Raw genomic sequence first — 19,849 nt, 5'->3', positions numbered from 1 at the left:
GATGAGGCGCGGTTCATCCGAGGTCGCCATCACCCGGGTGGGCAACCGGCGAGGTGGTCAAGACTGCGGGCTATCGTGGTCACTCCTTGTGGTCGAGTGGGTTCGGAGCGCGCATGTTCGGTCGACGCCTGATGGTGCTTGTCTCCGTGCTCGCGCTCAGCCCGGTCAGCGGGGCAGTCGCCGCTCCGTCCACTGTGGACACTTTGTTTTCCTCGCAGGCCAAGGAACTTCCCGCTGACCTGATCGACGCGGTGCGCCGGGACCTCGGCATCGACGCGCCCACGTACCTGGAACAGGCGTGGCGGGCTTCCGGTCGGCCGGAGTCGCCGCTGGAGCGCCCGCTGCGGACGCTGCTGCCCTCGCGCGGCATCGCCGCGGGCATGGGGCTGCGGCTCACCGACGCCTCGCGAGCCCCCGCCGGTCTGTGCACGCTCGGCTTCCTCGCCGTGGACGGCAAGGGCCGCTCCACTCCGCTGACCGCGGGGCACTGCGCGGCACTGACCCGTGCCGAGAACGCCTCCCTGGAGCAGGGCGGCGTCGTCGGCCGCTTCGACACGGTCCGCTTCGACGACCTGGGTTCCGGTGGCAAGGGCGAGGACTACGCCACCCTGCGCGTCACCAACCCGTGGCTGCGCCCGGCGGCCGAGGTGATCGACCAGCGCGGCGGCCGGGTTCCGGTGGAGGGCGTGGTGGCACCGGTCGAAGGCATGCCGGTGTGCAAGTCCGGTCGCACCACGGGCTGGACCTGCGGCCGGGTGCGCAAGGAGCGAGTGCACGCCGTCTCCGGCACCACCGGCCGCAGGATCGCGGCGTTCGCGCACACCGCCTGCTCCGGCATCGGCGACAGCGGCGCTCCGGTGCTGTCCGGCACGATGGCCGTCGGCATCCTCCAGGGCGGCACCCAGGGGCCCGGTGGCCGCTGTCGCGCGGACTCCGGCGGTGAGGACGCCGCGGTGGCCGAGAGCCTGGTGCAGGACGTGCTGCCGAACTTCCCCGGCTCGCTGTACGTGCTGACCACGACGGGGGACCAGGACGGCGACGGAGTGCCGGACATCGACGAGCTGGCCGCCGACCCCACCGCCGTGCGCGATGACAACGGCAACGGGGTCCCGGCCTTCCTCGACCCGGCTGAGCGGGCGCGCTAGTCCTCGGTCTCCTTGCTCTCGTCCCGGAGCGCCTTGCCCTCCTTGCGGAGGATGCGCAGCGCCGCCTGGACGTCCTGGACGACGCTGACCCGCATCCCCGAGGGCATCGGGCCGGAGTCCGGTGGCACCAGCGCCCTGGTGAAGCCCAGCCGCATCGCCTCGGTCAGCCGCCGCCCGGTGCCGCTGACCCGCCGCACCTCGCCCGCGAGCCCGACCTCACCGATCGCCACCATGTCCGGTGGCAGCGCGATGTCCCTGGCCGCCGACGCCACCGCGAGCGCCAGCGCGAGGTCCGCCGAGGGCTCGGTGACCTTCATCCCGCCCACCGTGGCCGCGTACACGTCGGCGTTGCCCAGCCGCACCTTGCCCCGGCGCTCCAGCACCGCCAGCACCATCGCCACCCGCGCCGAGTCCAGCCCGCTCACCGCGCGCCTCGGCGTCGGCATGCTCGAACTGGCCACCAGCGCCTGCACCTCGGCCATCAGCGGCCGCTTGCCCTCGACCACCACCGTCACGGCGGTGCCAGCGACCGCCGCCTCGCGCTTGTTCAGGAACAGCCCCGACGGATCGGGCACCCCGACGATGCCCTCCTCGACCAGCTCGAAGCAGCCCACCTCGTCGGAGGGGCCGAAGCGGTTCTTCACCCCGCGCAGCAGCCGCAGCGTGGAGTGGCGGTCGCCCTCGAACTGGAGCACGACGTCGACCAGGTGCTCCAGCACGCGGGGGCCCGCAACCGAGCCGTCCTTGGTCACGTGGCCGACGAGCACCACCGGCAGGCCGCGCTCCTTGGCCAGCGCGACCAGGGCTGTGGCCACCGCGCGCACCTGGGTCACCCCGCCGGCCGAGCCCTCAGCGGTCGCGGTGGACATGGTCTGCACCGAGTCGACGATCAGCAGCCCCGGCTTGACCACGTCCACGTGCCCCAGCAGCCCGCCCAGGTCGCTCTCCGCCGCCAGGTAGAGCTCGTCGTGCAGCGCGCCAGTGCGCTCCGCCCGCAGCCGCACCTGGCCCGCCGACTCCTCGCCGGTGACGTAGAGCGCCGGGGTGCCGGAGCCAGCCGCCCAGCGGTAGGTGGCCTCCAGCAGCAGCGTGGACTTGCCGACACCCGGCTCGCCCGCGAGCAGGATCACCGCGCCGGGGACGAGACCGCCGCCGAGCACGCGGTCCAGCTCGGCGACCCCGGAGGTCTTCGCGCGCGCCGACTCCACGTCCACCCTGGCGATGGGCATCGCGGGCGCGGCCGGTGCGCCCGCCGCGACCTTGGCCAGCGCCGGTCGCGCCGCCGCGGCCTCGGCGATGGTTCCCCACGCCTGGCACTCGGGGCAGCGCCCGACCCACTTGGCCACTTCGTGCCCGCAGTCGGCGCAGCGGTAGATCGCTCGGGTTTTCGCCACGACCGCAACGCTAGGGCCACCCCCCGACAGCCCGGTGCGCGGCCGCCGCCCTCGGGGACAGACGACTGCGGCGTTCACCACATCGTGGTGAACGCCGCAGTCGGAACGAACGGGTCGGGCGGTGCCGTCAGTGGCCTTCGCCCGCGGGCTTGGTCCCGGGCTTGGTCTCCGCGCCGTGGTCCCCGCCACCGCCGTGGCCGGAGCCGTGGCCCGCGCCGCCGGTTGCCGGGGGACGGGGCTCGCTGTCGTTGGCGATCGGCACCTGGAGGGTCACCTGGCCGGAGTTCTGGAAGGTGAAGGTGACCGGGATGGTCTGGCCGGGGCGGATCTCCCTGGACAGCCCGGAGACCACGAGCTCGACGGTGCCCACAGCGGCGGCACCGGTGGGGCGCGCCGACGTGGCGGCGGGCGTCGTCGTGGTGCCGCCACCGGGGGGCGTCGTGGTGGTCGTCGGCGAACCGGTCGAGGTCGCCGCGCCGGAGGAGCTGGTAGGCGCACCCGAGGCGGAGGTGCTCGGCGCGCTCTCGCGCTCCAGGACCTTGCCGTTGAGCGCGAAGCCCGCGGGCAGGTCGGTGCTGCCGCTGATCCGCACCGAGGACGCGGCGGGGCTGCTGACGTTGAGCAGCTTGTCCGCCTTGGTGCCCTGGTTGACGATCGTCACCTTCAGCGGGGCGTCGGAGCCCGCGGTGTAGAACTTCTCGGCCGGGAAGGCGAGCTCGGCCTCGCGCAGCGCGATCGCGCCGTCCTTGGTCTGGCCGAAGGCGCCGTTGACCGCGGCGACCTGCTGGTCGGTCTGGGTGTGCTGACCGGCGCTGCACCCGGCGACGACCAACGCGACACCGAGTCCAACGGCGGCCGGGACCATCCGGAGGCGCGACGCCCTCGGGCTCCCGGCCGGGGCGACCATGCTGACGGCCTGCTCTGCGCGGCTCACGGTGCTCCGATCCTCCATGTCGATGATCATGTCGGTGATCGACTGCCGGTGGTCGGTACGCCGACCAACCTGGCGATCTGGCAGCGGGAAGCCTAACCGGGCCTCCGGAGTGCCTCGCGCCCGCCTCGGTTGTGAGCGCGGGCACGGTTTCCTTGCGGCGCGCGGCAATCGGCACCGCATTGCGCCGACGGTGGGCGGAAAGATTCCCCCAAACGGTTGCCCATGGCATGGGGTTCGCGGGTTTGTCAACCCCATGTCTGGGCGCTGACCTGCGGTTACGGATCGCCCGGCGGCCGATGCGGCAGCGGCGGACGTGTTAGGATGGTGTCAGCGAAAGGGGCAGAGGACACATGGTTTTTAAGGTCGGAGAGACCGTCGTCTACCCGCACCACGGTGCCGCTCTCATCGAAGCCATCGAGACCCGGACGATCAAGGGCGAGGAAAAGAAGTACCTCGTTCTGAAGGTCGCTCAGGGTGACCTGACGGTGCGAGTTCCCGCCGACAACGCCGAGATCGTCGGCGTTAGGGACGTCGTGGGTCAGGAAGGCCTGAACCGGGTCTTCGAGGTGCTGCGTGCTCCCCACACCGAGGAGCCGACCAACTGGTCTCGGCGGTACAAGGCAAACCTGGAGAAGCTCGCCTCCGGCGATGTGAACAAGGTTGCCGAAGTGGTGCGCGATCTCTGGCGGCGGGAGAAGGACCGCGGCCTGTCCGCTGGTGAGAAGCGCATGCTCGCCAAGGCTCGGCAGATACTGGTGAGCGAGCTGGCGTTGGCCGAAGGCACCGACGAGGACAAGGCCGAGGTTCTCCTCGACGAAGTCCTCGCCACCGCCTCCTGACCGCACGCCTGCGCAGCCGTCCACCGTGAGCGTTGTCGCGCTCGTGCCCGCCGCGGGGCGTGGTGAGCGGCTCGGTGCCGCTGTGCCGAAGGCGCTCGTCGAGCTCAACGGCGAGTCGCTCTTGGCGCACGCGGTGCGTGGACTGTGGGCGTCGGGCTGTGTGCAGCACGTGGTCGTGGCCGCGCCACCTACCCGAATTGATGTCGTGACCGCCGCACTGGGTTCGCTCGGTGCGGCGGTCACTGTCGTTCCGGGGGGCTCCGAGCGCACCGAGTCGGTGTGGCTCGCCCTCCGGGCCGCGGTCGCGGCGGTGCCGGACACCGAGGTCGTGCTCGTCCACGACGCCGCCCGCGCGTTCACCCCGCCGGAGATGATCCGCTCGGTCGTCGACGCGGTCCGCGGCGGCGCCCCCGCCGTCGTCCCCGTGCTCCCGCTCGCCGACACCGTCAAGCAGGTCGACGCCGACGGCCGCGTGCTCGCCACGGTGGACCGCGCGTCCCTGCGGGCCGTGCAGACCCCCCAGGGCTTCGCCCGCGACGTCCTGGTCCGAGCGCACGAGGCGGCGGCCGCCGCCGCGCTCGGCGCGACCGACGACGCCGGGCTGGTCGAGCGGCTGGGGGAGCCGGTGCTGACCGTCCCCGGCCACGTCGACGCCATGAAGATCACCACGCCGTTCGACCTCGCGGTCGCCCAGGCACTGCTCACCCAGCGAATCACCCACTGAGGACGTCCGTGACCCAGCAGAAGTGGCCGCGCGTCGGCGTCGGAACCGATGTGCACCCGGTCGAGCCGGGCCGGGAGTGCTGGATGGCCGGGCTGCTCTGGGAGGGCGCCGACGGCTGCGCCGGGCACTCCGACGGCGACGTCGCCGCGCACGCACTCTGCGACGCCATGCTCTCCGCGATCGGCCTCGGCGACCTCGGCGCCGTGTTCGGCACCGGTGACCCCCGCTGGTCCGGCGCGCACGGCGCGGAGCTGCTCGCCGAGGTGCGCAGGCGGGTCGAGGCCGAGGGCTGGCGGCTGGGCAACGCCGTGGTCCAGGTGATCGGCAACGCGCCGCGCATCGGCAAGCGCAGGGACGAGGCGCAGCGGGCGCTGTCGGCGGCCGCGGGCGGCGAGGTCGCGGTGTCCGGCACCACCACCGACGGGCTCGGGCTCACCGGGCGGGGCGAGGGCGTCGCCGCCGTGGCCACCGCGATGCTGGTCCCCGCCTGAGCGATCGGCGCACCTGGATCGGAATGGGTCTGGGGGTTCGCCGCGTTGGCGCGGGTATGGCCACTCTCAACGACAACGTGCGCGCGCTGCTCGACGGCACCAGCTACGTGACCCTGGCGACCCTCAACCCGGACGGCAGCCCGCAGACCTCGGTGCTCTGGGTGAAGCGGGACGGCGACGACGTGCTGTTGTCGACCGTGGTCGGGCGGAGGAAGGACAAAAACCTCCGACGTGATCCCCGAGCGAGCCTCACGGTGTTCGACACGGCGAATCCGTACCAGTACGCCGAGATTCGCGGTACCGCGGCACTGGATGAACGGGGTGGCCGGGAACTCATCGACGAACTCGCGAGGAAATACACCGGAAACGACTATCCGGGAGAGGCCGACGGCGTCGTGCGAGTTGTCGTGAGGATTACTCCGGAACGAGTAACCGGAACGCTTGCCTGAATAACGTGAAGGGGCTGACGCCGGGCGGGTCCCAAGCCGCCACCCGGCGTCAGCCGAACTCGGAGGGCGCGGTGCGCGCCAGCACGGTCATCGGGCGAATGGCCAGCTCACAGCTGCGGACGACCACGCGATCGCAGTGCGCGAGCGCCGCGGGCCTGCGGCGGGCACGGATCTCCCTGGTCGCGCGGCGAGCCTGTCGCCGAGCACGTGCAAAATGCAGTTTTTCGGAGTTGCGAATCGCGTCCCACACGAGCAGCGAAACCAACGCGGAACCGAGGAGCAGTGACACCAGGTCGAACATCGCTGGCCTCCTTTGCGATCCCCCGGCTGTGTCGTGCGTCTCGCAGTGGTTGATGTAGAAGGTCCCGGTTGATCGCCCGGTACTAAAGGGCTGAATAAAAGTTTGTTACCTTAAATTTCTGTCAACTGGGCTCAAGTTCGTCGCTCCGTGTTCTCGCGACTACGAGCCGTGTAGTTTTCGGTCTCCCGGCGGGGTCCGGGCAGCGAGGAGAGCGCGATGACGGACACCACCCCGATCGACGACGCGGCGCGGTCCCAGCCCCGCATCGGCACCATCGCACTGGCGAGCTTCATCGGCACCGCCATCGAGTTCTACGACTTCTACATCTACGGGACCGCCGCCGCCCTGGTGCTCAACGCGGCGTTCTTCCCGAACCTCTCGCCCCTGGCAGGCCAGCTCGCCGCGTTCTCGACCTTCGCGGTGGCCTTCATCGCCCGTCCACTGGGCTCGCTGCTGTTCGGCCACTTCGGTGACCGGGTCGGCCGCAAGTCGATGCTGGTGGCCTCGTTGCTGACGATGGGCCTGTCCACCGTCGTGATCGGTCTGCTGCCCGGCTACGACACGATCGGCGTGGCCGCGCCGCTGCTGCTGGTGGCCCTGCGCTTCGTCCAGGGCCTCGGGCTCGGCGGGGAGTGGGGCGGCGCCGCGCTGCTGGCCGCCGAGAACGCGCCCAACGGCAAGCGCGGTTGGTACGGGGCCTTCCCGCAGTTCGGGCCCGCCGTGGGCTTCTTCGCGGCGAGCGGGTCGTTCCTGTTGCTGTCCTCGGTGCTGTCCGACGAGGCCTTCCGCGACTGGGGCTGGCGGGTGCCCTTCCTCGCGTCGGCGGTGCTGGTGCTGGTCGGTCTGCTGGTCCGGTTGAAGATCGCCGAGACGCCCGCCTTCGCCGAGGTGCTGCGCAAGCAGGAGCGCAGCTCGATGCCGCTGGTGGACATGTTCCGGCGGGCTCCGGCCCGGCTGCTGCTCGGCGGCGGCACCGTGATCATCTGCTACGTGCTGTTCTACACGGCGACGACGTTCATGCTCTCCTACGGAACGTCGTCGCTGAAGATCTCGCGCGACACCATGCTGGTGCTGTCGATCGTGACGATCTGGGCGATGGTCGCCGGCACCGGGGTCTCCGCGCTCGCCTCGGACAAGTGGGGCCGCAAGCCGGTGCTGATCGCTGGTTGCGTTGTCGCGGCTGCCTCGGGGTTGTTGCTGTTCCCGCTCGTCGGCGGTGGTGACGTCACGCTCGTCGCGATCGCGCTGGCGCTGATGCTCGCGGCCATGGGCGCGGTGTACGGCCCGCTCGGTGCTTACCTGCCCGAGCTGTTCGACGTGCGCTACCGGTACTCGGCGTCGTCGTTCGCGTACAACCTCGGCGGTGTGCTCGGTGGCGGGCTCGCGCCGATCGTCGCCGCGGAGCTGGCCGCGAGCCGTGGCATCTCGGCGGTCGGGTGGTACCTGGCGGGCGCGGCCGTGCTGAGCCTGGTGTGCGTTCTCGCGTTGCCGGAGACCAAGAACACGAGCCTGCGGCCGGTCGGCGACGGCTAGCGTGGCGGAGTGACCATTCGCGGGGTGTTGTTCGACTTCTCCGGCACGCTGTTCCGGCTTGAGGCCACCGAGGGCTGGCTCGACGGTCTGATGGACGACGCGGAGGCGGCCGAGATGATGCGGCGGCTCACCGCGCCCGTCGCCTCGGAGGAGGGGCTCCCGGAGGACTTCGAGCGGCGAGACCTGGATCAGGCAGCGCACCGCTCGGTGCACGTGGAGATGCTGGTGCGCTCCGGCGTGCCCGGCTACGACGTCGCAGAGGCGATCTACGACCGGTTGCTGGAACCCACCTCGTGGCGGCCGTACCCGGATACCGCGTCGGCGTTGCGGACCTTGCGCGAACAGGGTGTTCCGGCCGCCGTCGTCAGCAACATCGGCTGGGACATCCGAGTCGTCTTCAAGCACTACGACCTGCTCGACCAGGTCGACGAGGTCTTCATGTCCTACGTCGAGGGCATGATCAAGCCGGAGCCGGAGTTCTTCCGCATCGCGTGCGAGCGCATCGGCCTGCCGCCCGATCAGGTGCTGATGATCGGTGACAGCGAGGAGGCCGACGGTGGCGCCGCCGCGCTCGGCTGCTCCGTCGCGATCGTCCCGCCCCTGCCCTCCGACCAGCGGACGGACGCGCTCATTGGTGCTTTGAAAGCACACGGACTGATCACATAAGGCACTTGCGGTCAATACCGCGAAGACGACGTCGAGCAGCGCCGTACCATCGACGGGTGAGTCTGCGCATATATGACACCGGGACGAGGAGCGTGCGGGAGTTCTCCCCGCTGCGGAGCGGAACGGCGTCGATCTACCTGTGTGGAGCCACCGTGCAAGGGGTTCCGCACATCGGGCACGTGCGCAGCGGTCTCAACTTCGACGTACTTCGACGGTGGCTGACGCACCAGGGCAACGAGGTCCTGTTCGTCCGCAACGTCACCGACATCGACGACAAGATCCTCACCAAGGCCGCCGCAGCCGGCCGCCCGTGGTGGGAGTGGGCCGCTACGCACGAGCGCGAGTTCATCTCTGCCTATGACGCGCTCGGCTGTCTGCCCGCCTCCGTCGAGCCTCGGGCGACCGGCCACGTGACGCAGATGGTCGAACTGATGCAGCGGTTGATCGACACCGGCCACGCGTACGCGGCGGGGGGCGACGTCTACTTCTCCGTCGCCTCCTTCCCCGAGTACGGGGCACTGTCCGGGCAGCGGCCCGACGAGGTCCAGCAGGGCGAGTCGGCGATGGAGGGCAAGCGGGACCCCCGCGACTTCACGCTGTGGAAGAGCGCCAAGCCCGGCGAGCCCTCGTGGCCGACGCCGTGGGGGCCGGGCCGTCCCGGCTGGCACCTGGAGTGCTCGGCGATGGCCGGCGCCTACCTCGGGCGCGAGTTCGACATCCACGGCGGCGGGCTGGACCTGGTCTTCCCGCACCACGAGAACGAGCAGGCCCAGTCCAGGGCGGCCGGTGACGGTTTCGCCAGGTACTGGATGCACAACGCCTGGGTCACCATGAGCGGCGAGAAGATGTCCAAGTCGCTCGGCAACACGGTGTCCATCCCGGCGATGCTGGAGCGCGTCCGCGCGGCCGAGCTGCGCTACTACCTGGTCACCCCGCACTACCGCTCGAACATCGAGTACTCGGAGGAGGCGCTCAACGACGCCACTCTCGGCTACCGGCGGATCGAGTCGTTCCTGCGCCGGGTGGTCGAGCGCGTCGGCGCTCCGGAACCGGGCGTGCTGGCCGGGGACTTCGTCAACGCGATGAACGACGACCTCGCCACCCCGGCCGCGCTGGCCGCGGTGCACACCGCCGTGCGCGAGGGCAACGCGGCGCTGGACGCGGGGGACCGGGACGCCGTGCTGGCCGCGGCCGGTTCGGTGCGCGCGATGATGGGCGTGCTCGGCCTCGACCCGCTCGACTGCTCGTGGAGCGGTAAGTCCACTGTGGACACCGGGGCGCAGAAGGTGCTCGGCGCGCTCGTCGATGAGATGCTCGAACAGCGCAAGAACGCCAGAAAGAACAAGGATTTCGCAGCAGCGGACGCGATCCGGGACCGCCTGATCGCCGTCGGCGTCGCCGTCGAGGACACCCCCGACGGTCCGAAGTGGACATTGAAGGACTGCTGATGGCAGGCAACTCCCGGCGCAAGGGCGCCATGCGTAAGCCCGGTACGAAGAAGGGGGCAGTGGTCGGTTCCGGCGGCCAGCGGCGCAAGGGACTCGAAGGCAAGGGACCGACTCCCTCCGCGGCGAACCGCCCGCACCACCCGGCGGCCAAGCGCGCCGCGGCCTCGGCGAAGGCGGATGCGGCTCGTAAGAAGAAGGAAGCGGGTCCCGAGCACGTCGCGGGTCGCAACCCGGTCGTGGAGTGCCTGCGCGCCGGCGTGCCCGCCACGGCGCTGTACGTGGCGCTCGGCATCGAAGCCGACGAGCGGGTGGCCGAAGCGGTCCGGCTCGCCGCGGACAAGGGCATCTCGGTGCTGGAGGTCTCCAAGACCGAGATCGACCGGCTGACCGGCAACGCCATGCACCAGGGCCTCGCGCTCCAGGTGCCGCCGTTCTCCTACACCCACCCCGACGACCTGCTGTCGCTCGCGGTGGACTCCGGGGACCCGCCGCTGATCGTGGCCCTGGACGGTGTGACCGACCCGCGCAACCTCGGCGCCGTCATCCGCTCGGCGGCGGCGTTCGGCGCGCACGGCGTCGTGGTGCCGCAGCGCCGCAGCGCCGGTATGACGGCGGTGGCGTGGCGGACCAGCGCGGGCACGGCGGCGAAGCTGCCGGTGGCGCTGACGGTCAACCTCAACCGCACGCTCAAGGACTGGGCGAAGGAGGGGCTGATGATCGTCGGCCTCGACGCGGACGCCACGGTCAGCGTCGACGACCTCGACGTGGCCACGTCGCCGATGGTGCTCGTCGTCGGCTCGGAGGGCCGAGGCATGTCACGGTTGGCGCGCGAGTACTGCGACCAGACCGTCGGTATCCCGATGGCGGCGGGCGTGGAGTCCCTCAACGCCTCCGTCGCGACGGGCGTCGTCCTCGCGGAGATCGCCCGCCGCCGCCGCGTGGCCGGCCGCGTCTAGCCCCCTTCCGCAGCCCGAAAAACGGCCATTCGCGGGCTTATGGACCTCACAGCTGGCGCTGGAGGGTCCATAAGCCCGCGAATGGCGTTCGGGGTGCCGGTTGAGCGGGGGTGATGCGTCGTTCGTTAGTTTCTGGTGGCGAACGGCGGACGGGGGGAGGACTGGATGTCTTTCGCGAGCCCGTTGTTCCTGTGGTACTTCATGCCGATCGTGCTGGGCGCGATCCTGGTGTTCCCCGGCCGGTGGCGCAACGCCGTGGTCGCCGTCGCCAGCCTGGTGTTCTACGCCAGCGGCGCGGGCGGGACGACGCTGCTGCTGCTCGCGTGCATCGTGGTCAACTACCTCGTCGGCCCCTCGCTCGAACCCGACGAGTGGGACCTGAACCCCCGGCGGCGGCGGTGGCTGCTGATCGGCGTGATCGCCTTCGACGTCACCGTGCTCGTGGTGTGGAAGTACGCGGGGTTCGCCACGCAGCAGGCCGCCGCGCTCGCCGGGCTGATCGGGCTCGACCTGCCCGTGGTGCAGCTGGCCCTGCCGATCGGGATCTCCTTCTACACCTTCCACCACATCTCCTACGTGGTGGACATCTACCGCGGTGAGCGGCCCGCGCTGCGCAACCCGGTCTCGTTCGTCACCTACATCGCGATGTTCCCGCAGCTCGTGGCCGGACCGATCGTCCGCTACCGGGAGATCTCCGACCAGCTCCCGCAGATCCGCACCCACCGCGTCGACGACATCGCGTCGGGGTTCCCGAGGTTCGCGCTGGGACTGACCAAGAAGGTCGTGGTCGCGGACTCGCTCGCGCCTCTGGTCGACGCGTGCTTCAAGACGCCGCCGGATCAGATGACCTTCGCCATCGCGTGGCTCGGCGCGATCGGCTACACGCTCCAGCTGTACTTCGACTTCTCCGGCTACTCGGACATGGCCATCGGCCTCGGTCGGATGCTCGGGTTCCGGTTGCCGGAGAACTTCGCGCGGCCGTACTCCTCGGTGACCGTCACGGAGTTCTGGCGGCGCTGGCACATGTCGCTGTCGCGGTGGTTCCGGGACTACGTCTACATCCCGCTCGGCGGCAACCGGCACGGCGTCGCCAAGACCTACCGCAACCTGACGATCGTGTTCGTGCTGACCGGTTTCTGGCACGGTCCGAACTGGACGTTCCTGGTGTGGGGCATGTTCCACGGGCTGCTGCTGGTGATCGAACGGTGGCGGCGGTGGGACTCCGCGCCGCGTCCGGGCTGGCCTCGCGTCGGCCGGCGCGCGCTGACTCTGCTGCTCGTGGTGTTCGGGTGGGTGTTCTTCAAGTCCAACGACCTCGGCGCGGCGTTCTCGATGATCGGGCACATGCTGGTGCCGGACTTCGGCGGAGTGACCGACCTGGTGGAGTCCGCCTTCACCAACCAGCGGACGCTGATCCTGGTGGTGGCGATGTCGGTGTTCTTCCTGCCGGCAGGGCCGGTGACCGGGCCGTACCTGGAGTCCGTCCGCGGGCGGCTCGCCACGTCGCTGCGCGTCGGCGTGATGACCGCCGGGCTGGCCTACTCCGCCATCCTCGTCGCCACCGGGACGTTCTCGCCCTTTCTGTACTACCAGTTCTAGGCGGCTCCGCCGTCGGGCTTGAGGGTTGTGGCCTTCGTCATGCCGACAGGGCTTCACTGTGGCCAGCACTCCAGGGAAGTACCGTGAGGCCGTGACTGTGCAGGACGGGCGGGCCGTGCCGGGCAAGGAAACCGCGGGTTTCACGCTGCCCCAGGTGCACGAGGCATGGCTGCCCCGAGAGCACTCACTGCACCGGCCGAGGCACGGCAAGCGGCAGTTCGTCGCGCTGGTCTCCGCGGTGGCGTTCTTCGCCACTCCGCTGGTGGCGTGGACCTTCGGGGCGCGGCCGGTGGCGTTCGAGAACCGGGAGCTCGTGGCGTTCCCGTCGCTGTCCGACGGGGCGAAGTTCTTCACCAAGCTGCCGCAGTGGGCCACCGACCACCTGGTGTTCCGGCAGGACGCCGTGCACGCGACCGACTGGATCAGCGAGACGTTCTTCGGCGAGCCCGTGCCGCTGGACGGTGGGCAGAACGGCGGCGGACCGGTGCCGGGCAACCCGGTCGCTCCGCCCGCTCCCAGCCCCGGGGAGCCGGCCGGGCCCGAACAGAGCCAGCCACCGGACAGCTCCGGCTTCGCCAAGGTGGTGCAGGGACGCGACGGCTGGCTGTACTTCGGCGGCGACGCGCAGAGCAAGTGCCAGCCCGCGCAGCCGTTGGACCGCACGATCGCCCAGATGAACCGGTTGCGGCAGATCGTGGAGCGTTCCGGTAGGCGGTTCGTGCTCGTTGTCGCGCCCGACAAGACCACTGCGGTGCCGGAGCGGTTGCCGTCGAGCTATCCGGGGAAGGACTGCTCACGGCAGCCGAGCATCGACTTCTGGAACCGGATCGTCGCGGAGGCCGGGGCACTGGACCTGCGACCGCAGCTGCGCGAGGCCGCCACGGTCGTGAAGCACGAGGTCTACCACCGACAGGACACGCACTGGACCGACGAGGGCGCCCTGGTGATGACCCGTCGCCTCGCCGAGGCCGTGCAGCCAGGGGTCACGCGGACCTGGGTGACCGAGGTCGAGCAGCAGTGGAAGTCCAACGGCGGCGACCTTTCCGCGCTGATGGGGCGGAAGGGCGAGATGTCCGGCGCGCAGTACCGGCTGCGGCCCGACGGCAAGGTCGACCGGACGCGCGCGCTCGGCTCCAAGTTCGTCGAGCCGATGGTGACGCGGACCGCGCAGGGCTCCGGGGTCGTTCCGCAGCGCGTCGCGGTGTTGATGGACTCGTTCAGCCTTGCCGCCGCGCGCTACCTCGGAGCGGGCTTCGCCAACCTGACGTTGCAGAACTACCTGGACTTCGCCAAGACCCCCGAGTCCGCCGCCGCGACCATCGCAGGGCAGGACGTCGTGGTCGTGGAGATGGTCGAACGGGCGCTCGCCGCCGGTGGGGGCACGCTGATCTCGCCGCAGTTCCTCGACCGGTTCGAGCAGCTGCTGCCGCCGAGGGGTTAGCCGCGGCGGGCGGAGAGCTTGCGCAGGCGGGCCGTGCCGACCACCCGGCAGACCAGGTAGATCATGAACGAGATCGCCGTGATGAACGCGCTCACCGGGACGCCGGGGGCGAGCGAGAGCAGGATCCCGCCCAGCGCGGCGACTTCGGCGAACAGCACCGAAAGCACGATCGCCAGCGTCGGGTTCGCGGTCAGCCGGGCCGCCGCGGCACCGGGCGTGACCATCAGGGCCAGCACGAGGAGTGCGCCGACGGTCTGCACGCCGAGTGCGGTCGCGACGCCGACCAGGACGGCGAACAGTGGCGTCAGCACTCGCACCGGGACCCCGCGGGCCACCGCGACCTCGGCGTCCACGCTCGCGAACAGCAGCGGCCGGTAGATCAGCGCGTAGACCACGAGAACCGCGAGCGCGGCGACCGTCAGCAGCGCCAGGTCCGCCGAGTCGACCCCGACAATCTGCCCGATCAGCAGACTGAACTTGTTTGCTGTGCGCCCGGGATACAACGCAAGCAACAGGACACCGAGGCCGAGTCCGAAGGACAGAACGGCGCCGATGACCGAGTCCCGTTCGCCGTCGCGCTGGCCGAGCAGCCCCAGCAGCAACGCCGCGACAACCGATCCGGCCAGCGCGCCGCCGCCGACGCTGGCGCCGACGAGCAGGGCAGCCGCCGCGCCGGTGAAGGCGAGCTCCGCCGTGCCGTGCACGGCGAAGGACATCCGCCTCGCGACGACCATCGGCGCCAGTGCGCCGGAGACGAGGCCGAGCACGGCCGCCGCGAGCAGCGCGTTCTGGACGAAGTCGTAGCCCAGCAGCTCGAAGGTCGCGTCGATGTCGAAGAGCTTGGAGAAGAACTCGCCCACGCCCGTCAGCCTCCCGTCTCGACGTGGTGGTGCACGTCGGTGGCGCCCAGCGCGCCGTCCTGCTCCGCGCCGACCACCACGAGGCGGTCGTGCACCCGCAGCACCTCCACCGGGGTCCGGTAGAGCTCGCTGAGCGTCTCCGAGGTCATCACCTCGTCCGGAGTGCCGATCCGGAAGCGCCCTTCGACCAGGTACAGCACCCGGTCCACGAACGGCAGGATCGGGTTGATCTCGTGGGTCACGAACAGCACGCCCGCTCCGCGCAGCCTGGCCTGCTCGGCGATCAGGCCGCTGACGATCCGCTGCTGGGCCAGGTCGAGTGAGAGCAGCGGCTCGTCGCACAGCAGCACCTCGGGCCCGGCGACCAGGGCCTGGGCCACCCGCAGCCGCTGCTGCTCGCCGCCGGAGAGCAGGCCGATCGGCATGTGCGCGTAGTCCTGCGCCCCGACCTCGGCGAGCACCTCGTCCACCCGCGCCCGCCTGGAGCGACCGGCCCCGAAGGGCAGGCCGAAGCCCCAGCGGTGGCCCTCCAGGCCCAGCGTCACCAGGTCCCGACCGCGCACGCTGAGCGTGGCGTCGACGGCGCGCTGCTGCGGGATGTAGCCGACGCGGGTGCTGCCCCGGCTGACCGGCTCGCCGTGGATCTCCACGGTGCCCGAGGACAGCGGCTGGAGCCCGAGCAGCACCCGCAGCAGGCTGGTCTTGCCGGAGCCGTTGGGGCCGAGCACGGCGAGGAACTCGCCCGGCGCGACATCGAGGTCGAGACCGTCCCACAGCACGCGTGGCCCGTAGGCCAACCGCGCGTCCCGCAACCGCACGACACTCACGCTGTCCTCCTGTGGCCATTCGCGGGCTTATGGACCTGTTCGGAGCTCCGGAGACGTCCTTAAGCCCGCGAATGGCGCTTTCTCAGTGCTTCAGTGCTTGGGCAGGGCCTTGGCGAGGGCGTCGACCTGGTCGCTCATCCACTGCTGGTAGTTCTTGCCCTCGGGCAGCGTTTCAGTCAACTCCACGACCGGCAGGCCCGCCGCGGCGGCCTTGGCCTTCACCTGCTTGGTCACGCCGGACTCGGTCTGCGGGTTGTAGATCAGCAGCGCCGCCTGCTTGCCGGTGATCAGCTTCTCCATCTCCGCGACCGCGGCGGCCGGCGGGTCGTTGCCCTCCTCGACGGCCTTGCTGAACTGCTCCGGAGTCACGTCCTCCAGGCCCGCGTGGCTGATCAGGTTGGCCGCGACCGGCTCGGTCGCGATCACCTTGGCGCCCTTGTTGGCCTCGCCGAAGGCGTGCACGCGCTTGTCGAGCGCGCCCACCTCGTTCTTGAACTTGTCGGCGTTCGCGGTGAACTTCGCCCGCGCGTCCGGCTTGAGGTCGCCGAGGCGACCGGCGAGCTCGTCGGCCACCTTGCTGACCGTGTCCAGCTCGTACCAGACGTGCTCGTTGTGCTCGCCGTTGCCGTGCGAGTGGCCGTGCTCGTCCTTCTCGGCGGGGTTGTCCGGCTTGGTCTCGTTGAGGTGCTCGTCGAGCTTGGCCGCCTCGATCAGCAGCTTGTCCTGCGGGACCAGCTTGCCGATGGCGTCGTCGTAGCCGCCGCCGTTGACCAGGACCAGTCCCGCGTTCTTCACCGCGGCGCTGTCGGCCGGGGTGACCTGGTAGGAGTGCGGGTCCACCCCACCGCCGGAGATGAGCGCCCTGACCTCGACCTCCTCGCCGCCGACCGACCTGGCCACGCTGCCCCACACATCGGTGGAGGCGACGACCTTGATCTTGCCGGTCGCGGTGGTGGCCGGGGACTGGGGCGTGCCGCCGCCGCAACCGGTGAGCACGAGCGCGGTGGCGGTCAGCCCGGCCAGCGCGGCGGTGAGCCGAGAGCTACGGATGGTCATGGACGGCACTCCTAGGCGACGCTCGATCAGGTAATGGAAACCGTTGTCGAGTTCACTTTAGAAGTACGAGACCGGCCCCCGTCCACCTCGAGGCGGACGGGGGCCGGAATTGTGATGCGATAGACGCTGGAGGTCAGCCCTCGATGCGGGCGCCGGTCTCCGGGTGGAACAGGTGGATCTCGCCGGCGTCGCGCAGGCCGACCCGGACGGTCTGGCCCAGCGCCGGTGGGGTGCGGCCGTCGACCCGGACGATGAAGCGCTCCGGCCGGTCGGCGATGCGCACCGAGCCGTAGACGTAGGCGTCCGCGCCGAGCTCCTCGACCAGCTCGACGGTCAGCTCCATGCCCTCCTCGTCCGCGCCGACCAGGCCGAGCGACTCCGGACGGACACCGAAAGTGACCTCCTTGAGGCCGTCGGCGCCGACCTTGTCCAGCGTGGTGCGCGGCAGCGGGACCTCAAGGCCGTCCAGCTGCGCGCCCGCGGCGGACAGCGGAACCGTCTTCAGGTTCATGCCGGGCGAGCCGATGAAGGCCGCCACGAACGCGTTGGCCGGGGTCTCGTACAGCGCGCGCGGGGTGTCGCACTGCTGGAGCAGGCCGTCCTTGAGCACCGCGACCCGGTGGCCCATGGTCATGGCCTCGACCTGGTCGTGGGTCACGTAGATCGTGGTGGTGCCCAGCCGCCGCTGGAGCGCGGCGATGTTGGCGCGGGTCTCCACCCGCAGCTTGGCGTCGAGGTTGGACAGCGGCTCGTCCATGAGGAACACGCTGGGCTCGCGCACGATGGCGCGGCCCATCGCGACGCGCTGCCGCTGGCCACCGGAGAGGGCCTTGGGCTTGCGGTCGAGGTACTTCTCCAGGTCGAGCATCTTGGCCGCCTCGGCGACCTTCGCCTTGATCTCCGGCTTGGGCACACCGCGCAGCTTCAGCGCGAAGCCCATGTTCTCGCCGACGGTCATGTGCGGGTACAGCGCGTAGGACTGGAACACCATCGCGATGTCGCGGCCCTTGGGCGGGACGTTGGTGACGTCCTTCCCGCCGATCTCGATGGCGCCCTCGTCAACGTCCTCCAGGCCGGCGAGCATCCGCAGCGCGGTCGACTTGCCCGAACCCGACGGCCCGACCAGGACCAGGAACTCGCCGTCGGCGATGTCGAGCTGGAGTTCGTCGACCGCCCGCACCGGCGGGCTGCCCGGGTACACCCGGGACGCGTTGACGTAGGCGACCTCGGCCATGTGTGGTCCCTTTCACTGTGCTGCGGGATACGTCAAGGTAACTGTTCAGAACGATTCCGTCAGCCCCCGGAGTGACACCGAAACGGTAAAGGTACAGACCAATTACCGAGTGTGTCCGAGGCCTCTACCCCTTCACAGCTCCTGAGGCAAGCCCGGCAACGAGGAATTTCTGGACCAGGTAGAAGACGATTACCGCGGGAATGGCGACCAGGATCGAGGCGGCCGCGAGGTGGCCCCACTCCGTCCGGTTCTGCTGGACGAACACCTGGAGCCCGACCGCCAGCGTCTTGGACTCGTCCGACGCCGACAGGAACGCCGAGGCGAAGGCGACCTCGCCCCATGCGGTGAGGAACGCGTAGAACGCGGTCACCGCCACGCCCGGCTTGGACAGCGGCAGGACCAGCCGCCAGAAGACCGAGAACGCCGAGAGCCCGTCGATCCGGCCCGCCTCGTCGATGTCGCGCGGGATCGCGTCGAAGTAGCCCTTGAGCATGTACGCGCAGAACGGAACGGCGGTCGTGCAGTAGACCAATACCAATCCGAAACTCGTGCCCTGGAGTCCCAACATCAGCAGGATGTTGTAGAGCGGCACGATCAGAACCGCGAACGGGAACATCTGGATCAACAGGAACGACATCATCATTCCCCGGTGGCCGGGGAAGCGGAACCGGCTCACCGCGTAGGCGGCGGTGGCCGACAGGAACACCGAGATGACCGTCGTGAGGATCGCGATCACCGCGGAGTTGGCGAACCACGCCAGGAACGAGCCCTTCTCGCCGGAGAGGATGCTCGTGTAGTTGTCGAAGCTGGAGTCGTTGAACAGCGTCGGCGTTGTCTCCGCTGCCTTGGCGTCGGGCTTCAACGAGGTGATGAAGACCCAGAACACCGGGAAGACGGCGATCAGCGAGGCGAACACGAGCGCGCCGTGCAGGCCGGCGCTGGCCAGCCGGGAGCGCTTCGCCCTGCCCATGGGTCTTGCGGCCGCGACGTTCTCCGTCGCCTTGATGGAAGCGGCGTCGAGGCTCATCACCACACCTCACCCTGCCGGCGCAGCGCCCGGCGGTAGACGGAAGCGAACACCAGCAGCACGGACAGGATCAGCACGCCGTAGGTCGACGCGATGGCGTAGTCCCGCGAGGCGCCGTTGAAGAAGCGCTCGAAGGCGTAGGTGATCAGCAGCCGCGTGTTCGGGTTGATGCCGGTGATCAGGTAGACCACCGCGAACATGTTGAAGGTCCAGATGGTGCCGAGCAGGATCACCGTGCTGGACACCGAGCGCAGCCCGGGCATGGTCACGTTGCGGAACTTCTGCCACGCGCTGGCGCCGTCGATCTCCGCCGCCTCGTAGAGCGAGCTCGGGATCGACTGCAGGCCGCCGAGGATGGAGACCATCATGAACGGCACGCCGAGCCAGACGTTGACCAGGATGACCGCGACCAGCGCGAGGTCGGACTGGCCCAGCCACACCGGGTCCGGAAGACCGAGCGCGCGCAGGACCTGGTTGATGATCCCGTACTGCGCGTTGAACATGTACTTCCAGGCGAAGGCGCTGATGAACGCGGGCACCGCCCACGGCAGGATCAGCAGCACCCGGTAGACCCCGCGGCCGCGCATCGGGCGGTTGAGCAGCATCGCCAGCCCGAGGCCGATCACGAAGTGCAGGAACACGCAGGCGAAGGTCCAGATCAGCGTGCGCAGCAGGATCGCCCAGAACCCGCCGTAGGACGCGTCACCGCTGAGGACGTTCGCGTAGTTCTCCAAGCCGGTGAACTCGTAGCTCGCCGGGCGGTCGAGCACCGGGTTGGCGATGTTCGACTCGTTGATGTTGGTGAAGCTGTAGAAGGCGCCCTGCACCAGCGGCAGGATCACCAGCACGCCCGTCACGATCACGGCGGGCAGCACCATCGCGTAGGCGTACCAGTGCCGGCTGAAGAACCCTCGCACTCTCGACT

At 70.1% G+C, this 19,849-nt stretch carries 20 protein-coding genes; 11 read left to right on the top strand and 9 right to left on the bottom strand.

The window, feature by feature from the left end; genetic code table 11:
• Positions 1-113: 113 nt before the first annotated feature.
• The gene (locus tag ACFFQA_RS19660; protein ID WP_377854010.1) at positions 114-1,145 is read left to right on the top strand and encodes a S1 family peptidase; all 1,032 of its coding nucleotides are present in this window, start codon (positions 114-116) and stop codon (positions 1,143-1,145) included.
• On the opposite strand, the gene radA is transcribed toward ACFFQA_RS19660, so the two are convergent.
• Together radA and ACFFQA_RS19650 are read right to left on the bottom strand one after the other, a co-directional pair.
• Complete coding sequence (radA, locus tag ACFFQA_RS19655; RefSeq protein WP_377854008.1) at positions 1,142-2,539, bottom strand: DNA repair protein RadA; 1,398 nt, start codon at positions 2,537-2,539, stop codon at positions 1,142-1,144. The genes ACFFQA_RS19660 and radA overlap by 4 nt on opposite strands.
• 127 nt (positions 2,540-2,666) lie before the next feature.
• Complete coding sequence (locus ACFFQA_RS19650; protein WP_377854005.1) at positions 2,667-3,473, bottom strand: copper chaperone PCu(A)C domain-containing protein; 807 nt, start codon at positions 3,471-3,473, stop codon at positions 2,667-2,669.
• A 350-nt stretch (positions 3,474-3,823) separates the two neighbouring features.
• Here ACFFQA_RS19650 and ACFFQA_RS19645 point away from each other — a divergent pair, with 350 nt between their 5' ends.
• Genes ACFFQA_RS19645 through ACFFQA_RS19630 form a run of 4 tightly spaced genes read left to right on the top strand, consistent with a single transcriptional unit; the run spans position 3,824 to position 5,976 of the window.
• Complete coding sequence (locus ACFFQA_RS19645) at positions 3,824-4,312, top strand: CarD family transcriptional regulator (protein ID WP_030428277.1); 489 nt, start codon at positions 3,824-3,826, stop codon at positions 4,310-4,312.
• Between the two features lie 25 nt (positions 4,313-4,337).
• Positions 4,338-5,036, top strand: a complete 699-nt coding sequence (ispD, locus tag ACFFQA_RS19640; RefSeq protein WP_377854003.1) for a 2-C-methyl-D-erythritol 4-phosphate cytidylyltransferase — start codon at positions 4,338-4,340, stop codon at positions 5,034-5,036.
• Between the two features lie 8 nt (positions 5,037-5,044).
• The gene (gene ispF, locus ACFFQA_RS19635; protein WP_377854000.1) at positions 5,045-5,527 is read left to right on the top strand and encodes a 2-C-methyl-D-erythritol 2,4-cyclodiphosphate synthase; all 483 of its coding nucleotides are present in this window, start codon (positions 5,045-5,047) and stop codon (positions 5,525-5,527) included.
• Positions 5,528-5,583: 56 nt separating this feature from the next.
• A complete protein-coding gene (locus tag ACFFQA_RS19630; protein WP_377853997.1) occupies positions 5,584-5,976 on the top strand; it encodes a PPOX class F420-dependent oxidoreductase in 393 nt (130 codons plus the stop codon).
• 49 nt (positions 5,977-6,025) lie between these two features.
• Here the strand turns inward: ACFFQA_RS19630 and ACFFQA_RS19625 are convergent, their stop codons facing one another.
• Positions 6,026-6,277 (bottom strand): hypothetical protein, encoded by a 252-nt coding sequence (locus ACFFQA_RS19625; RefSeq protein WP_377853994.1) that lies wholly within the window; start codon positions 6,275-6,277, stop codon positions 6,026-6,028.
• 216 nt (positions 6,278-6,493) lie between these two features.
• Here ACFFQA_RS19625 and ACFFQA_RS19620 point away from each other — a divergent pair, with 216 nt between their 5' ends.
• The 6 genes from ACFFQA_RS19620 to ACFFQA_RS19595 all read left to right on the top strand — a co-directional run bounded on the left by ACFFQA_RS19620 (position 6,494) and on the right by ACFFQA_RS19595 (position 13,920).
• Entirely contained in the window at positions 6,494-7,810 is a 1,317-nt protein-coding gene (locus tag ACFFQA_RS19620; RefSeq protein WP_377853991.1) for an MFS transporter, read from the top strand.
• 9 nt (positions 7,811-7,819) lie between these two features.
• Positions 7,820-8,476 carry an HAD family hydrolase gene (locus ACFFQA_RS19615; RefSeq protein ID WP_377853988.1) on the top strand — a complete coding sequence of 219 codons (657 nt, stop codon included), beginning with the start codon at positions 7,820-7,822 and terminating at the stop codon, positions 8,474-8,476.
• Positions 8,477-8,532: 56 nt separating this feature from the next.
• The gene (cysS, locus tag ACFFQA_RS19610) at positions 8,533-9,924 is read left to right on the top strand and encodes a cysteine--tRNA ligase (RefSeq protein ID WP_377853985.1); all 1,392 of its coding nucleotides are present in this window, start codon (positions 8,533-8,535) and stop codon (positions 9,922-9,924) included.
• Entirely contained in the window at positions 9,924-10,880 is a 957-nt protein-coding gene (rlmB, locus tag ACFFQA_RS19605) for a 23S rRNA (guanosine(2251)-2'-O)-methyltransferase RlmB (protein WP_377853982.1), read from the top strand. Before cysS ends, rlmB begins: the two co-directional genes overlap by 1 nt.
• 165 nt (positions 10,881-11,045) lie before the next feature.
• Positions 11,046-12,479 (top strand): MBOAT family O-acyltransferase, encoded by a 1,434-nt coding sequence (locus ACFFQA_RS19600; RefSeq protein ID WP_377853980.1) that lies wholly within the window; start codon positions 11,046-11,048, stop codon positions 12,477-12,479.
• 91 nt (positions 12,480-12,570) lie between these two features.
• Positions 12,571-13,920 (top strand): alginate O-acetyltransferase AlgX-related protein, encoded by a 1,350-nt coding sequence (locus ACFFQA_RS19595; protein WP_377853977.1) that lies wholly within the window; start codon positions 12,571-12,573, stop codon positions 13,918-13,920.
• Here ACFFQA_RS19595 and ACFFQA_RS19590 read toward each other — a convergent pair.
• The 6 genes from ACFFQA_RS19590 to ACFFQA_RS19565 form a co-directional block, all read right to left on the bottom strand.
• Entirely contained in the window at positions 13,917-14,780 is an 864-nt protein-coding gene (locus ACFFQA_RS19590; RefSeq protein ID WP_377853974.1) for a metal ABC transporter permease, read from the bottom strand. The genes ACFFQA_RS19595 and ACFFQA_RS19590 overlap by 4 nt on opposite strands.
• A gap of 5 nt (positions 14,781-14,785) precedes the next feature.
• Positions 14,786-15,607: a metal ABC transporter ATP-binding protein gene (locus ACFFQA_RS19585; RefSeq protein WP_377853972.1), complete on the bottom strand. Its 822-nt coding sequence runs from the start codon at positions 15,605-15,607 to the stop codon at positions 14,786-14,788.
• Between the two features lie 90 nt (positions 15,608-15,697).
• A complete protein-coding gene (locus tag ACFFQA_RS19580; RefSeq protein ID WP_377853970.1) occupies positions 15,698-16,663 on the bottom strand; it encodes a metal ABC transporter solute-binding protein, Zn/Mn family in 966 nt (321 codons plus the stop codon).
• 133 nt (positions 16,664-16,796) lie between these two features.
• Complete coding sequence (locus ACFFQA_RS19575; RefSeq protein ID WP_377853967.1) at positions 16,797-17,897, bottom strand: ABC transporter ATP-binding protein; 1,101 nt, start codon at positions 17,895-17,897, stop codon at positions 16,797-16,799.
• Positions 17,898-18,021: 124 nt separating this feature from the next.
• Positions 18,022-18,924 carry a sugar ABC transporter permease gene (locus ACFFQA_RS19570; protein ID WP_377853964.1) on the bottom strand — a complete coding sequence of 301 codons (903 nt, stop codon included), beginning with the start codon at positions 18,922-18,924 and terminating at the stop codon, positions 18,022-18,024.
• Positions 18,924-19,841, bottom strand: coding sequence for a carbohydrate ABC transporter permease (locus ACFFQA_RS19565; RefSeq protein ID WP_377853961.1), 918 nt, complete (start codon positions 19,839-19,841; stop codon positions 18,924-18,926). The genes ACFFQA_RS19570 and ACFFQA_RS19565 overlap by 1 nt, the downstream gene beginning before the upstream one ends.
• Positions 19,842-19,849: the final 8 nt, after the last annotated feature.

It is taken from the genome of Allokutzneria oryzae (assembly GCF_042429765.1).
Lineage (GTDB): Bacteria > Actinomycetota > Actinomycetes > Mycobacteriales > Pseudonocardiaceae > Allokutzneria > Allokutzneria oryzae.
This window is presented reverse-complemented; position numbering and strand designations above follow the sequence as displayed.